This window comes from Hydrogenophaga sp. (genome assembly GCF_048549895.1).
Taxonomy (GTDB): Bacteria; Pseudomonadota; Gammaproteobacteria; order Burkholderiales; family Burkholderiaceae_C; genus Hydrogenophaga.
In genome coordinates this window covers 1-14,654 of record NZ_JBLYYB010000095.1, presented here as the reverse complement: position 1 = coordinate 14,654, position 14,654 = coordinate 1, and the positions used below count along the sequence as shown (strand labels likewise).

Genomic DNA, 14,654 nt, shown 5'->3' with positions numbered 1-14,654 from the left:
GTCTCCCCCCGCCACGCGGGGTACGGGGTCGTCCAGGGGGGGGGGGCCGCCCCCGGCGCGCACGACCGATTGGCCTGTCGCGTCCGGGCCCACGACCAGCAGGCCATCGGCCTCGAACACGGGGGACTGGTCGTCTGCAAAACGCAGGAGGGACGCTCGGTAGGCTTTCATGGGCACGAGCTTAGTGGCATCAACGGATGTGGACATACCGAAAGCGACATGGCGCTCATCGATCCAGCTTGGCCAGCACGCCGTCGGCCAGCCACTTCATGCCCAGGATGTCGGCGTCGGAGAGCGACTTGCCGGCCGCAATCGCGACGTTGCCTTCGTTGTCGCGCACACCCGCTGCGCTGGCAAACACCTGCAAGCGGCCGGCGGCCATGTCGGCCTGGCGTGCCAGTACCTCGTCGCGCACGGCGGCCGGCACCTTGGGCCCGAAGCCGTCGACGCGGACCATGCCGTCCTTCACACCGCCCCACACGCTGCCGCTCTGCCAGGTGCCGTCCAACACGGCCTGCACGCGGCGCGTGTAGTAGTCGCCCCAGAGGTGCGTCACGGCGACGATCTGCGCGTCGGGTCCGAACTGGCGCATGTCGGAGTGGTAGGCCACGGCGAGCTTGCCGCGCTCCTGCGCTGCGGTCATCACCGCCGTGGAGCCGGTGTGAAACGCCAGCACCTCGGCACCCTGGTTCATGAGCGACATGGCCGCGTCGCGCTCGCGCGGCGGGTTGAACCACTCGCCCAGGAACACCACACGCACGGTGGCCTTGGGATTCACCGAGCGCATGCCCAGCGTGAACGCGTTGATGCCCTGGATCACCTCGGGAATGGGGAAGCCCGCCACATACCCGGCCTGCGTGGCCAAACGCCCCGCAGCCACACCGGCGAGGTACCGGCCTTCGTAGTAACGCGCGTTGGCCGTGGCCACGTTGGGTGCGGTTTTGTAGCCGGTGATGGACTCGAACTTCACGTCAGGGAATTCGCGCGCCACCTTGAGCGTGGGCTCCATGTAGCCAAAGCTCGGCGTGAAGATGATGCGGTGGCCTTGCTGCGCCAGGTCGCGGATCACGCGCTCGGCGTCGGCCCCTTCGGGCACGTTCTCCACAAAACTGGTCTGCACGCGGCCGCCCAGCGCGGCCTGCACCGCCAGGCGCCCCTGCTCGTGCTGGCGCACCCAGCCCGCGGGCGTGAGCGGCGCCACATAGACGAACGCGGCCTTCAATGGCGCGGGCGCCGGGGCCTGTGCGTGGAGTGAAAAGGGAATGGAAAAACTGGCGACCGCCAGTGCGCAGGCGCACCGGGCCACGAGGTTTTTGTACATGGTGGTCCTCTACATGGCTTCCGTGAATGAAAAAGCGAGCCGGGGAAGCACCGGGCTCGCTGGGGATGGATTTTATATTCGCCGCACATCATGCGGTGAATGGAGCGGCCATTCGCCGCACGCCAGCTCAGGTGGCGATGGCGCCATCCAGCAAGGTCATCAGCTCCGCACGGCGCGCGTCGCTCACAAAGCTGGCCTCGAAACTGTTGCGTGCCAGCGTGATCACGTCGTCGCGCGACAGGTCCAGGGCCTGCACCGTCTGCACGAAGTTGGCGTTCATGTAGCCACCGAAATACGCCGGGTCGTCCGAATTCACCATGGCGCACAGGCCGGCTTCGAGCAGGCGTTTCATGGGGTGGTCACGCAGATCGTTCACCACGCAGAGCTTGAGGTTGGAGAGCGGGCACACCGTGAGCGGCGTGCGGCGACGGGCCAGCTCGGCCACGAGCGCGGGGTCTTCGAGCGAGCGCACGCCGTGGTCGATACGCTCGGTCTTCAGGTCGTTCAGCGCTTCCCAGATGTAAGCGGGCGGCCCCTCTTCACCGGCGTGCGCCACGATGCGCAGGCCGAGTTCGCGGCAGCGCGCGAACACGCGCGAGAACTTGCTCGGCGGGTGGCCCACCTCGCTCGAATCCAGACCCACGCCGATGAAGTGTTCGCGGTACGGCAGTGCGGCTTGCAGCGTGGCAAAGGCGTCTTCTTCGCTCAGGTGGCGCAGGAAACACAGGATGAGTTCGGCGCTGATGCCCAACTCGGCCTGGGCCCGCGCGCAGGCACTCGACAAACCCCGGATCACGGTGGCCATGGGCACGCCGCGCGCCGTGTGGGTCTGCGGGTCGAAGAAGAGCTCGGCGTGCACCACGTTGTCGGCCTTGGCGTGCAGGAAGTAGGCCCAGGCCATGTCGTGGAAGTCGGCATCGACCAGCAGCACGCTGGCACCGGCGTAGTAGATGTCCAGAAAGCTCTGCAGGTTGGTGAAGGCATAGGCCTCGCGCAGCGCCTCCACGCTCGCGTAAGGAAGGCTCAGGCCGTTGCGCTGCGCGAGCGCAAAGATCAGCTCGGGTTCCAGCGAGCCTTCAATGTGGATGTGCAGCTCGGCCTTGGGAATGGCGGCGGCGAGTTCGGCGGCGGTCATGGTCATCTCGAATCCTTCAACACGTGCCCAGGACGATGCCCAGGCGTTTCAAATAACGGCGGTACGCGCCCGACACCCGGTCGGCGGGTCCGTGCACTTCGGTCACCGGCGCGGTACGGCCAATGGGCAGGGTGCGTGGTGTCTGCGATTCCACCACCGGGCGGTCTTGTGCAAACACGGTGCCCTGAAAGTCGACCAGTTCCTGATCGCTCGACGCATCGCCCTGCGTGGCCATCACGAACCACGCCGTGCACACCGCGTCACCGTCGGGGCGGATGAAGAGCGCAATGGCGTTGCTCACCGGGTCGCCCTCGCTCGCGTCCTTGCGCAGGATGGCGGCGAACGGGTGGGGCACGTCGTAGCGGTAGTGGATCCACGCGCCCTCGTCGGCGCCCGCGTACGCGCGGGGTTGCCAGGCGCGTGCGCCCACCACGACCAGACCGTCAGCGCCCTCCTCTACCTGGCCGGTTTCAACCCTGGCATGGCTGCGCTCGCCCAGCCAGCCTTCGTGCACAAAACCAAAGTGGCTGAGATCGAGGAAGTTTTCCACCAGGCGCGGCGCGCTGGTGTTGAGCCCGTAGGGGCCGCAGACGACGCGTCGCCAGGCCGCGTCTTCTGCGACGGCGAATACCGGCGGTTCGTCGAGCGTGCCGAGCGACGGCTGCGGCGCCCGCAGCCGCACCCACACCAGCCCGTAGCGCTCGCACGCCTCGAACACCGTGGCCACATGGCCAGCGGGCGGGGTGAAGTCGGGCGCTGCCGGAATGTGCTGGCAGCGGCCTGTGTGGCCAAACTGCCAGCCGTGGTACGGACACTCCAGCCGCGCGCCGTGCACGCCGATCAGCACCCGGCCCAGCGAGAGCTGTGCGCCCCGGTGCGGGCACTGGTCGGCCCAGGCGTGCACGCGGTCACCGTCGTGCCCGGGTTCGCGCCAGAGCACCAGCGCCTGCCCGAGCAGCGCGCAGGCCACGGGCGCCTCGCGCACCTGGTGCGAGGCGATCACGGGGTGCCAGAGTTGCTGTTCGATCACCTTGTTCTCATCCTGTTGTTCCGCGCGGTGCCCTCACCCCTGCCCGCTCCCAGAGGGAGAGGGAGTGACTTCCCCTCCACCCAACAAAAAAGCTGCCCGGAGGCAGCTTGTTTGCACGCCAACCACTGGAGGCGTAGCGAGCGGGTGCCAGGCTAGGCGGACGGAGCGCAGGAACCGGAACGTACTTCCTGTACGTGAGGATTCCGAGCACCGCCCAACGACGCATGGCGCCCGCGCAGTAGCCGATCTCAGTTCGGCACTTTGCCTTCAACGCCTTTGACGTAAAACTTCACGCCACCCAGGAACTTGTCGTCAGCGACCACGTCCTTGGCCAGCACTTCCTTGCCGTCCTGACCCACGATCGGGCCTTTCCAGATCGAGAAGCTGCCGTCCTTCAGACCGGCGCGAACGGTGTCCACCTTGGCTTTGGCTTCAGCCGGCACATCGGCTGCGATGGACACCATGTCGATCGCGCCTTCTTTCACACCCCACCACACGCCACCGGTGGACCAGGTGCCTTCCAGCGCATCCTTGGTGGCCTTGATGTAGTACGGCGCCCAGTTGATGATGGCCGAGCCCAGGTGGGCCTTGGGGCCGTAGGCGGTCATGTCGGAGTCCCAGCCGAAGGCGCGCTTGCCCAGCTTCTCGGCGGTCTGCAGCACGGCCGACGAATCGGTGTTCTGGAACAGCACGTCGGCGCCGCCGTTGATCAGCGAGGTGGCCGCTTCGGTTTCTTTCGGTGGATCGAACCAGCCGTTGACCCAGACCACGCTGGTGGTGACCTTGGGGTTCACCGACTGCGCGCCCAGCGTGAAGCTGTTGATGTTGCGGATCACTTCCGGAATTGGGATGGACGCCACCACACCGAGCTTGTTGCTCTTGGTCATGCTGCCGGCGATCACGCCGGCCATGTACGCGCCTTCGTAGGTGCGGCTGTCGTAGGTGCGCATGTTCTCGGCGGTCTTGTAGCCAGTGGCGTGCTCGAACTTCACGTCCTTGAAGTCGGGCGCGACCTTGAGCATGGGCTCCATGTAGCCGAAGGTGGTGCCGAAGATCAGCTTGTTGCCCTGGCCGGCCAGATCGCGGATCACCCGCTCGGCGTCGGCGCTCTCGGGCACGTTTTCCACGAAGCTGGTCACAACCTTGTCGCCGAACTCGGCCTCGATCGCCTTGCGGCCGTTGTCGTGCGCAAAGGTCCAGCCGCCGTCGCCCACCGGGCCAACATAGGCGAACGCGATCTTCAGCGGCTCGGCCTTGGGCGCCTCAACCACCGCAGGCGCGGGCGCCGCAGCGGGAGCGGCTTCTTCTTTCTTGCCGCAGCCGATCAGCACGGCGCTGGTCAGCGCGGTCAGTGCGGCGACTTTCATCAGGGAACGTTTGTTCATGTCTGTCATGGGGTGAACCTCAGGTTGGGGAGGATGGTGGGAAAGAAAAAGGAGAGCACATTGAACGTATCCCCCGTAGGGTATCTGCAGAGGCGGCTTCTTCAAGAAAATTCATCAAAATTTCATGCACCGGGGTAGAACGGTTTCCCGATGGAGGTGGGCATGTTGATGCGGATCCAGGTCGGGTTGCGCGAGATCAGCACCAGCACCACGATGGTGGCCAGGTACGGCATCATGGTCAGGAACTGGCTGGGCACATTGACGCCGATGCCCTGCAGATGAAACTGCAGCATGGTCACGCCGCCAAACAGGTAGGCGCCGAGCAACACACGCGCGGGCCGCCAGGTGGCAAAGGTGGTGAGCGCCAGCGCGATCCATCCCTTGCCGGCGATCATGCCCTCCACCCACAGCGGCGTGTAAACGGTGGACACGTAGGCACCGGCCAGACCACACAGCGCGCCACCGGCCATCACCGCCAGCAGGCGGATGCGGCGCACCGGGTAGCCCAGCGCATGGGCCGACTCCGGGCTTTCGCCCACGCTGCGCAGCACCAGGCCGGCGCGCGTGCGGTAGAGAAACCAGATGAGGCCGAACACCAGCGCCACACACGCGTAGACCATGGGGTGGTGGCGAAACAGCGCCGAGCCCAGCAATGGAATGTCGGAGAGATACGGAATGGCGAACTGGCTTTGTTCGGGCAGTTTTTCCTGCACATAACGCGAGCCGGCAAAGGCCGAGAAGCCGCCACCGAAGAGGCTCAGCGCCAGACCCGTGGCGTACTGGTTGGTGTTGAGCCAGATCACCAGCCCCCCGAAGATGGCCGCCAGCAGCGCACCGGCGGCCATGCCGGCGGCAAAGCCCAGCGCCGTGCTGCCGGTGTGCACCACCGTGGCAAAGCCAGCCAGCGCGGCGCACAGCATCATGCCCTCGGCACCCAGGTTGACGATGCCTGCTTTCTCATTGATCAGCAGGCCCAGCGAAGCGATGGCCAGCACGGTGCCGGCGTTGAGCGAAGCGGCGAAGAGGAGTGCGATGGATTCCATGATCACTTCTTCCAGACGAGTCGGTAGGCGATGAGCGTGTCGCAAGCCAACAAAGCAAACAGCAGCAGCCCCTGGAACACCCCGGTGATGGATTTCGGCAGCCCCATGCGCGACTGCGCCAGCTCACCGCCGATGTAGAACATGCTCATGAGGATGGCCGAGAACACGATGCCCACCGGGTGCAGCCGTCCCACAAAGGCCACGATGATGGCGGCGAAGCCGTAGCCCGCCGGCACATAGGGCGTGAGCTGGCCAATGGGCCCTGCCACCTCCAGCCCGCCGGCCAGCCCGGCCGCGCCGCCCGAGACCAGCAAGGCCGTCCACAAGGCACGGCGCGACGAGAAGCCGGCATAGCGCGCCGCCGCCGGCGCGAGGCCGCCGACCAGCTGCGCATAACCCGCATACGTGCGGAACAAGAACACCCACACCGCCGCCACACCGGCGAACGCCAGCAGCAGGCCGATGTTCACGCGCGACCCGTCCATCAAGCGCGGAATCTGCGTCACCGCCTCGAAGGTTTTGGTCTGCGGAAAGTTGTAGCCCTGCGGGTCTTTCCACGGGCCGTAGACCAGGAAGTTGAGCACCTGGATCGCCACGTACACCAGCATCAGGCTCACCAGGATTTCGTTGGCGTTGAAACGGTCGCGCAGCAGCGCCACGATGCCGGCCCACACCATGCCGCCCACCACGCCCGCCGCCAGAACAGCCGGCACGATCCACGGCCCGGTGGACTTGTCGGCCGTGAGCGCCACCCCGGCGGCAAAGATCGCGCCCAGGATGTACTGGCCTTCCGCCCCGATGTTCCACACGTTGGAGCGGAAACACACCGCCAGCCCGAGCGCAATGATCAACAGCGGCGTGGCCTTGACCATCAACTCCGAGAGCGCGTAGGTGCTCTTGATCGGCTCCCAGAAAAACACCTGCAGGCCGCGCACCGGGTCCTTGCCCAGCACGGCGAACAGGATCACGCCGATGACCACCGTGATCGCGAGCGCCAGCAACGGCGACGCATAGCCCCAGCCCCTGGACGGCTGCGGGCGGACTTCAAGCCGCAGCATGGGCGGTCTCCTTGTTCTTGTTGTGTGGGTCGTCCCAGAGGCCCGACATCCATTCGCCCATGCGCTCGATGGTCGCGTCCTGGCGGTCCAGGCTCGGCGAGAGCCGGCCCTTGGCGATCACGTGCAGGCGGTCGCTGATCTCGAACAACTCGTCAAGCTCCTCGCTCACCACCAGCACCGCACACCCGGCGTCGCGCAGCGCCAGGATCTCGCCGCGGATCTGTGCCGCCGCGCCCACGTCCACGCCCCAGGTGGGCTGGCTCACGATGAGCAGTTTGGGCTTGGCTTCGATCTCGCGGCCCACGATGAACTTTTGCAGGTTGCCGCCCGAGAGCGACTTGGCCGCCGCATCCGGCCCGTTGGCCTTCACGTTGTAGCGCGCGATCACCTCGGCCGCCTGCTTCTTCAATGCGCCGAGCTTGATCCAACCGCCCGCACCCAGCGCGTCGTCGCGTGAGAGCAGCAGGTTGTGCGCGAGCGAGAGCGTGGGCACGGCGCCGCGCCCCAGCCGTTCTTCGGGCACAAAGTGCAGGCCCAGCGCACGGCGTTTGCCCGGGCTCAGGCGCGACACATCGTGGCTGCCCATGCGGATGCTCTGCGCCGGTGCGCGCGTGTCTTCGCCCGAGAGGCAATACAACAGCTCGCTCTGGCCGTTGCCCGACACGCCCGCGATGCCCACCACCTCGCCCGCGCGCACCGTGAGCGCGATGTCGGCCAGGTGGGTGCCGAACGGGTCGTCGCTCGCCAGCGTGAGGCCGCTCACTTCCAGCACCGGCGCACCGGCGTGCAGCTCACGCACGTTCAGCGCTGGCGGCTCGGCGCCGATCATCAGGCGCGAGAGCGAAGCGTTGCTCTCTTGACGCGGGTCGCACACACCGGTGACCTTGCCGCCGCGCAAGACCGTGCAGGCGTCGCACAGCTCGCGGATCTCGTGCAGCTTGTGGCTGATGTAGAGGATGCTGCAGCCCTGCGCGGCCAGCAGCCGCAGCACCACAAACAGCTTCTCCACCGCCTGCGGCGTGAGCACCGAGGTGGGTTCGTCGAGGATGAGCAGTTGCGGGCGCGTGAGCAGCGCGCGGATGATCTCCACGCGCTGCATCTCGCCCACGCTGAGCGTGTGCACCGGGCGTGCGGGGTCGATGTCCAGCCCGTATTCGGTGGCCTTGGCGGTGATGCTCGCGCTCACCTCGGGCAGGCTGAGTGATTTGTCCAGACCCAGCCACACGTTCTCGGCCACGGTGAGCGTGTCGAACAGGCTGAAGTGCTGGAACACCATGCTGATGCCCAGCGCGCGCGCCTCCTGCGGGTTGCGGATGTGCACCGGCTGGCCGTTGAAGCTCACCGTGCCTTCGTCGGGCTTGACCGAGCCGTAGATGATCTTCATCAGCGTGGATTTGCCGGCACCGTTTTCGCCCAGCACCGCGTGCACCGAACCCGGCAACACGGTGAGGGAGATGCCGCTGTTGGCCACCACGCCGGGGTAGCGCTTGGTGATGCCGGTGAGCTGGAGTCGGGTCGTCGTCATGCGGGTTTGTCTTGAGAAGAATGGCCACCGACCACGGGGTCGGGCTCCAGGCGGCGCAGCGAGGCGGCCACGCTTTTGATCTGTTCGCGCAGCCAGCGCCCGGCCATGGAAGCGTGGGTGCGCTCGTGCCAGAGCTGGTAGTACATCATGCGGGGGAAGGCTACCGGGCAGGGCATCACCTGCACCGGCAAAGTGCCCACGAAACGCTCGCAGTATTGTCGCCCGGTGGTCAGCACCAGCAGGCTGCCCGCCACCATGGCCGGGATCAGACCGAAATGCGGGCAGCGCGCGGTGATGTTGCGCACCAGGCCCAGCGTGGCGAGGTGGTCGTCGATGAAGCCGCGTGCGCCCGGGTGGGTGGGCGTGGGTGCAATGTGCTCGGTGCCCAGCCAGGCCTCCACGTCCCAGCCGCGGCGCACAGCCGGGTGCTGGGTGGACACCAGGCACACCACCTCATCACCAAACAGGCGGCCCAGGTGCAGGTCGTCGGGCGGCTGCGCCCAGTTGCCGATCACCACGTCCACCGTGCCCTGGGCCAGGTGGTTGCGGTAATCGGCATCGCGCGAGAGCGGGTGGATCTCGATCGGGCAGTGCGGCGCGGCGCTCTTGAGCTGCGACACCAGCTGCGGCAGAAACAGCGGGTCCATGTAGTCGCTGGCGGCCAGGCTGAAGGTGTGGTGGGCGGTGGAAGGGTCGAAGCTGCGCGCGTCGGAGAACAGCACCTCGGCGCTGCGCAGGATGTCGGCCGCCGGCTCGATCATGCGCAGGCCGGCCACGGTGGGCACCATGCCCGAGCCCGAACGCACCAACAAGGGGTCTCCCGAGAGCTCGCGCAGCCGCTTGAGCGCCGCGCTCACAGCCGGCTGGTACATGCCCATGCGCAGCGCCGCACGCGAGACGCTGCGCTCGGTGAGCACGGTGTGCAGCACGCGGATCAGGTGCAGGTCAATCTTGTCGAACATCGACACGTATTTCATACCCGGCTCAGTGTCGGTGGGATGGGGGTTTCGGCATTTTCAGCATATGGCCGAGCATATGTTGTGCCATGGAGCCGGGCGTATGCTGGCGCGCATGACCCGCCCGATTTCACCCCAAACCCTGAGCTTCTGGCGCCGCGGCCAGACCGTGACGCTGGACAACGTGCCCCCCGACCGCACCCTGCTGGAGGTGCTGCGCGAAGACCTGCACTGCACCGGCACCAAGGAAGGCTGCGGCGAAGGCGACTGCGGCGCCTGCACCGTGGTGCTGGGCGAAGCGGTGGGCGGGCAGCTGCAATACAAGGCCATCAACAGCTGCATCAGGCTGGCGCATTCGGTGCAGGGTCTGGCGGTGTGGACGGTGGAAGACATCGGAGCACAGCCCGACACCGCCGCCGGGCCGCCCCAAGGCGGGGTCAGCCCCCCCGGGGGGCAGCGACCCGCGCCAGCGGTGGAGCGTGGGGGTCATGCCCTCCACCCGGCTCAAGAAGCCATGGTGCAGTGCCACGGCAGCCAGTGCGGCTTTTGCACGCCGGGGTTTGTCATGAGCCTGTTCGGCATGTACCAAAACTCGAAAGGTGGGCAGGGCATCGACCGCGCCCAGGCCGCTGCCGACCTCTCGGGCAACCTGTGCCGCTGCACCGGCTACCGCCCCATCCTCGATGCGGCGCAGCAGATGGGCAGCCTGCCGCTGCCGGCCGGCTGCGGGGTGGACGAAGCCGCCACCGTGGCGGCACTGGAAACGCTGAGCGAGCGCCGCGCCCCCGCCGCCAACGCCCCCTACCTGCGCCCCACCACCCTGGCCAGCCTGCTGCAGGCGCGCAGCGCACACCCCCAGGCCCAGGTGGTGGCCGGCTGCACCGACGTGGGCCTGTGGGTCACCAAGCAACACAAGCGCTTTGCCCGGGTGATTGACGTGACCGCCGCCGAAGAACTGCGGCGCGTGGAAACCTACCCGCACCACATCGCCATCGGCGCGGCGGTGTCGCTGCACGAGGCCTACGCCGCGCTGGTGAGCGAGCGCCCACAGCTCAAGACCTTCGCGCAACGCTTCGCCGGCCTGCCGGTGCGCAACTCGGGCACGCTGGGCGGCAACGTGGCCAACGGCTCACCCATCGGCGACAGCATGCCGCTGCTGATTGCGCTGGGCGCGAGCGTGGTGCTGATGCGGTGGGATTTGACGCGCAATGCCGTGGCCCATCGCGAACTGCTGCTGGAAGATCTGTACACGGGGTACCGGACGAATGTGATGCGGGGGGATGAGTTACTGTGCTGGATCAAGGTGCCGAGGCCGGGGGAGCCCTCACCCCAGCCCTCTCCCAGAGGGAGAGGGGGCAAGACACGCAGCTCCATCACCGACGTGCCTTCACTCCCTCTCCCTCTGGGAGAGGGCTGGGGTGAGGGCATCCCCGAATCCATTGAGGGCTCCCCCGAATTCCTCCGCGTCTACAAAATCAGCAAACGCTTCGACGACGACATCTCCGCCGTGTGCCTCGCCATCCGCCTGACGCTCGCCGACGGCAAGGTGCACACCATCTCCATCGGCGCCGGCGGCGTGGCGGCCACGCCGGTGCGGGCCCGTCAGACCGAAGCCGCCCTGCTCGGCCAGGCCTGGAGTGCCGACACCGTGATGACCGCCATGGCCACGCTGCGCGCCGAGTTCCAGCCCATCAGCGACATGCGCGCCAGCGCCGCCTACCGCCAGACCGTGCTGGGCAACCTGCTGCAGCGCTTCTGGCTGGAAAGCCAGGGCCTGCAGGCGATCAACCTCGAATCGGTTTCGATGGAGGCCCTGGCATGAACGCACGAGACCAAGACAATACCGTTCGGGCTGAGCCGATTTCCGTTCGGGCTGAGCCAACCTCCGTTCGGGCTGAGCCAACCTCCGTTCGGGCTGAGCCTGTCGAAGCCCTCACCCACCCTTCGACAAGCTCAGGGCGAACGGTGTCGCGCGCCGCCGGCGTCTCGCGCCACCACGAAAGCGCGCGTGCCCAGGTGGCCGGCGGGGCTACCTACATCGACGACATCCCCGAGGTGCGCGGCACGCTGCACGCCGCACCCATCTGCTCCCCCGTGGCCCACGGCCGCCTGCGCGGCATCGACGCCACGGCCGCCCTCGCCCTGCCCGGCGTGCGCGGCATCGTGGACGCGCGCGACATCCCCGGCGACCCGGTGCTTGCCGCCTTCAGCCACGACGAACCCGTGTTCGCCAGCGACACCGTGCAGTTCACCGGCCAGGTGGTGGCCCTGCTGCTGGCCGACGACACCATGACCGCGCGCCGCGCCGCGCGGCTTGTGAAGCTCGACATCGAACCCCTGCCCGCCGTGATCAGCGTGCACGAAGCCCACGCGCTGGAAAGCTACGTGTTGCCGCCCGTGCATGTGAAACGCGGCGACGCGGCCGCTGCGCTCAGGCGCGCCCCACACACCATCGAAGGCGACTTTGAAGTCGGCGGCCAGGAGCACTTTTATCTGGAAGGCCAGATCGCCTACGTGTTGCCGCTGGAGCAAAACCAGTGGTGGGTCTACACCAGCACGCAGCACCCCGGCGAGGTGCAGCACTGGGTGTCGCACGCGCTGGGCATCCACAACCACGCGGTGACCGTGGAGTGCCGGCGCATGGGCGGCGGCTTTGGCGGCAAGGAAACGCAGGCCGGCCACCTGGCCGTGTGGGCCGCCGTGGCCGCGAACAAACTCAAGCGCCCGGTGAAGCTGCGGCTGGACCGCGACGACGACTTTCTGATCACCGGCAAACGCCACCCCTTCGCCTACCACTACCGCGTCGGGTTCGACGCCAGTGGCCTGCTCTGCGGGCTGCAACTGGAGATGCTGGCCAACTGCGGCTTCAGCGCCGACCTCTCCGGCCCCGTGGCGGACCGCGCCATCTTTCACGCCGACAACGCCTACTTTCTGGAAGACGTGGCCATTGCCAGCTACCGCTGCAAAACCAACACCCAGAGCCACACCGCGTTTCGCGGCTTCGGCGGGCCGCAGGGCGTGATCGTGATCGAGCGCATCTTGAGCGACATTGCGCGAACGCTCGACCTGGACCCGCTGGATGTGCGGCTGCGCAATCTGTACAGCGATGCACCCACCGCCGGGGCCCTTCGACAGGCTCAGGGCGAACGGGGAAAGTCCGTTCGGGCTGAGCCCACCCCCGTTCGTTCTGAGCCCACCTCCGTTCGGGCTGAGCCTGTCGAAGCCCCCGCACAACGCAACATCACCCACTACCAGATGAAGGTCGAGGACAACATCCTCGAACCGCTCATGACCACGCTGGCCCAAACCAGCCGCTACCGCAAACGCCGCGAGCAGATCCAGGCCTGGAACGCCAAAAGCCCGGTCATCAAAAAAGGCCTGGCCCTCACCCCGGTGAAGTTCGGCATCAGCTTCACCGCCACCCTCTTCAACCAGGCCGGCGCGCTGGTGCACGTGTACACCGACGGCAGCGTGCAGGTGAACCACGGCGGTACCGAAATGGGCCAGGGCCTCAACACCAAGGTGGCTGCGATCGTGGCTGACGAACTGGGCGTGCCGTTCGAGCAGGTCATGTCCACCGCGGCCGACACCAGCAAGGTGCCCAACGCCAGCGCCACCGCCGCCAGCAGCGGCACCGACCTCAACGGCCGCGCCGCGCAGTTTGCCGCGCGCCACGTGCGCGACAACCTCGCCGCCTTTGTGGCCGGGCTCGACGGCTGCGGCGCCGGCGCCGTGCGCTTCGAAGCCGGCCAGGTGATCACACCCAAGACCACACGCGCGTTCAACGACGTGGTGCACGCCGCCTACGCCAACCGCATCCAGCTCTGGAGCGACGGCTTCTATCGCACGCCCAAGATCCACTACGACAAGACCACCATGCAGGGCCGGCCGTTCTATTACTTTGCATACGGCGCAGCGGTGAGCGAAGTCGCCATCGACACCCTCACGGGTGAGAGCCGCGTGCTCAAAGTCGACATCCTTCACGACGTGGGCCGCAGCATCAACCCCGCCATCGACATCGGCCAGATCGAAGGCGGCTTCGTGCAAGGCATGGGCTGGTTGACGACGGAGCAACTCGTCTGGAACGACAAGGGCTACCTGCAAACCCACGCGCCCAGCACCTACAAGATCCCCGCCACCGGCGACATCCCCGAACACTTCAAGGTGGACCTTTGGCCCGAGCCCAACCGGGAAGACAACGTGCATGGCAGCAAAGCCGTGGGTGAGCCACCGTTCATGCTGGCGATCAGCGTGTTTGAAGCGCTGCGGGATGCGGTGGCGCAGGCTGGGGGGAAGCCGGAGGGGATGAATGCGCCGGGGACAGCGGAGGAAGTTTTGAGGGCGGTGGGTTAAGCAGCGGGGGCTTCATTTGCTGAAACCGACTGGGTAGCTGCTGATAGCCGTTGCTCGCGGATTTGAACGGCAGACATGCAGCGTCTCCGGCCGTTGAGGCCATGCCCGCATTTCACGCTCATTGCCACTTCGCGGTCATCCATACACCAGCGTTGCGGCGGGTATGAGACAGTTCATGGAGGCAAAGCTGACGTTGCCTATGTATCAGGCAATCGCCTGAAGCAGTACCAGTCAGTATGAGGATGCGGTCTCGCTACGTGCCACATTGATCGGGAGACGATGTTTGCCAGAAGCGCTCCTTCTCCGCGATTTCCTCGGCGAATCGGGGCGTATGCGTCCCGAGAACCAAATATGAAAGGACTTGGGGCAATGCTTGACGAAGATGGATGTAGTCGTCATAGGCTACAGCCGCGAACGGCGTGTCACCAAACCGACTTCCTGGGTGAATCGTCCTTATGCGCTGGGTGTAGAACTGCTCGAAGTACTTCATCCCATCAATTCCAACACCAAGAGGCTCATCAAAGACCTTGAAGAGCCAATCGCCAGCAGCCCGTGCGGAAGGATTGTCAATTCCCGAAGCCATCAAGTGCCTTCTGACGAGTTCGAAGGATGCATCTAAGGCGATAAAACAGGCTATCGAGGCCTCTTCCGTAAACTCGTAGTGCGTAGATAGCATGTCTGCCTTTATGAGCGCCTGAAGCGCTCGCATCAGCACATAGTTCTTCGTATCGATGTGCGCCCAATGGCGTTGGTATGGGCTTCCCCCAGTTTCCCGGACGGTTTGCTTAGCCCATTAAGCCTTGCTCAAAGTCGACTGGGCTGAGGAAGTCTAGCTTTGAGTGTTTGCG

Annotated in this window: 11 protein-coding genes; 2 read left to right on the top strand and 9 right to left on the bottom strand. The window is 66.3% G+C overall.

The annotated features are described in order from the left end of the window. Positions 1 to 226: 226 nt before the first annotated feature. From ACN4F8_RS10175 to ACN4F8_RS10140, 8 genes are all read right to left on the bottom strand, one after another. Positions 227 to 1,321: a BMP family ABC transporter substrate-binding protein gene (locus tag ACN4F8_RS10175; RefSeq protein WP_419473481.1), complete on the bottom strand. Its 1,095-nt coding sequence runs from the start codon at positions 1,319 to 1,321 to the stop codon at positions 227 to 229. A gap of 127 nt (positions 1,322 to 1,448) precedes the next feature. Then, the gene (locus ACN4F8_RS10170; protein WP_419473482.1) at positions 1,449 to 2,456 is read right to left on the bottom strand and encodes an adenosine deaminase; all 1,008 of its coding nucleotides are present in this window, start codon (positions 2,454 to 2,456) and stop codon (positions 1,449 to 1,451) included. Between the two features lie 16 nt (positions 2,457 to 2,472). Next, a complete protein-coding gene (locus ACN4F8_RS10165; protein ID WP_419473480.1) occupies positions 2,473 to 3,486 on the bottom strand; it encodes a Rieske 2Fe-2S domain-containing protein in 1,014 nt (337 codons plus the stop codon). Positions 3,487 to 3,734: 248 nt separating this feature from the next. Then, entirely contained in the window at positions 3,735 to 4,880 is a 1,146-nt protein-coding gene (locus ACN4F8_RS10160) for a BMP family ABC transporter substrate-binding protein (protein ID WP_419473479.1), read from the bottom strand. A gap of 113 nt (positions 4,881 to 4,993) precedes the next feature. Then, positions 4,994 to 5,914 carry an ABC transporter permease gene (locus ACN4F8_RS10155; RefSeq protein WP_419473478.1) on the bottom strand — a complete coding sequence of 307 codons (921 nt, stop codon included), beginning with the start codon at positions 5,912 to 5,914 and terminating at the stop codon, positions 4,994 to 4,996. Between the two features lie 2 nt (positions 5,915 to 5,916). Beyond that, complete coding sequence (locus ACN4F8_RS10150) at positions 5,917 to 6,972, bottom strand: ABC transporter permease (protein WP_419473477.1); 1,056 nt, start codon at positions 6,970 to 6,972, stop codon at positions 5,917 to 5,919. Then, positions 6,959 to 8,497, bottom strand: a complete 1,539-nt coding sequence (locus ACN4F8_RS10145) for an ABC transporter ATP-binding protein (protein WP_419473476.1) — start codon at positions 8,495 to 8,497, stop codon at positions 6,959 to 6,961. The genes ACN4F8_RS10150 and ACN4F8_RS10145 overlap by 14 nt, the downstream gene beginning before the upstream one ends. After that, positions 8,494 to 9,474, bottom strand: a complete 981-nt coding sequence (locus ACN4F8_RS10140) for a LysR family transcriptional regulator (protein WP_419473475.1) — start codon at positions 9,472 to 9,474, stop codon at positions 8,494 to 8,496. The genes ACN4F8_RS10145 and ACN4F8_RS10140 overlap by 4 nt, the downstream gene beginning before the upstream one ends. 94 nt (positions 9,475 to 9,568) lie before the next feature. Here ACN4F8_RS10140 and ACN4F8_RS10135 point away from each other — a divergent pair, with 94 nt between their 5' ends. Continuing rightward, positions 9,569 to 11,275 (top strand): xanthine dehydrogenase small subunit, encoded by a 1,707-nt coding sequence (locus ACN4F8_RS10135; RefSeq protein WP_419473474.1) that lies wholly within the window; start codon positions 9,569 to 9,571, stop codon positions 11,273 to 11,275. Then, positions 11,272 to 13,806, top strand: a complete 2,535-nt coding sequence (xdhB, locus tag ACN4F8_RS10130; RefSeq protein WP_419473473.1) for a xanthine dehydrogenase molybdopterin binding subunit — start codon at positions 11,272 to 11,274, stop codon at positions 13,804 to 13,806. Before ACN4F8_RS10135 ends, xdhB begins: the two co-directional genes overlap by 4 nt. A gap of 253 nt (positions 13,807 to 14,059) precedes the next feature. Here the strand turns inward: xdhB and ACN4F8_RS10125 are convergent, their stop codons facing one another. Further along, positions 14,060 to 14,521: a hypothetical protein gene (locus tag ACN4F8_RS10125; protein WP_419473472.1), complete on the bottom strand. Its 462-nt coding sequence runs from the start codon at positions 14,519 to 14,521 to the stop codon at positions 14,060 to 14,062. Positions 14,522 to 14,654: the final 133 nt, after the last annotated feature.

What these genes read in the sequence shown, in the direction of transcription:
- ACN4F8_RS10175 (WP_419473481.1), bottom strand. Translation starts at nt 1,321, where the DNA reads ATGTACAAAAACCTCGTGGCCCGGTGCGCCTGCGCACTGGCGGTCGCC.
- ACN4F8_RS10170 (WP_419473482.1), bottom strand. Translation starts at nt 2,456, where the DNA reads ATGACCGCCGCCGAACTCGCCGCCGCCATTCCCAAGGCCGAGCTGCAC.
- ACN4F8_RS10160 (WP_419473479.1), bottom strand. Translation starts at nt 4,880, where the DNA reads ATGACAGACATGAACAAACGTTCCCTGATGAAAGTCGCCGCACTGACC.
- ACN4F8_RS10155 (WP_419473478.1), bottom strand. Translation starts at nt 5,914, where the DNA reads ATGGAATCCATCGCACTCCTCTTCGCCGCTTCGCTCAACGCCGGCACC.
- ACN4F8_RS10150 (WP_419473477.1), bottom strand. Translation starts at nt 6,972, where the DNA reads ATGCTGCGGCTTGAAGTCCGCCCGCAGCCGTCCAGGGGCTGGGGCTAT.
- ACN4F8_RS10145 (WP_419473476.1), bottom strand. Translation starts at nt 8,497, where the DNA reads ATGACGACGACCCGACTCCAGCTCACCGGCATCACCAAGCGCTACCCC.
- ACN4F8_RS10140 (WP_419473475.1), bottom strand. Translation starts at nt 9,474, where the DNA reads ATGAAATACGTGTCGATGTTCGACAAGATTGACCTGCACCTGATCCGC.
- ACN4F8_RS10135 (WP_419473474.1), top strand. Translation starts at nt 9,569, where the DNA reads ATGACCCGCCCGATTTCACCCCAAACCCTGAGCTTCTGGCGCCGCGGC.
- xdhB (WP_419473473.1), top strand. Translation starts at nt 11,272, where the DNA reads ATGAACGCACGAGACCAAGACAATACCGTTCGGGCTGAGCCGATTTCC.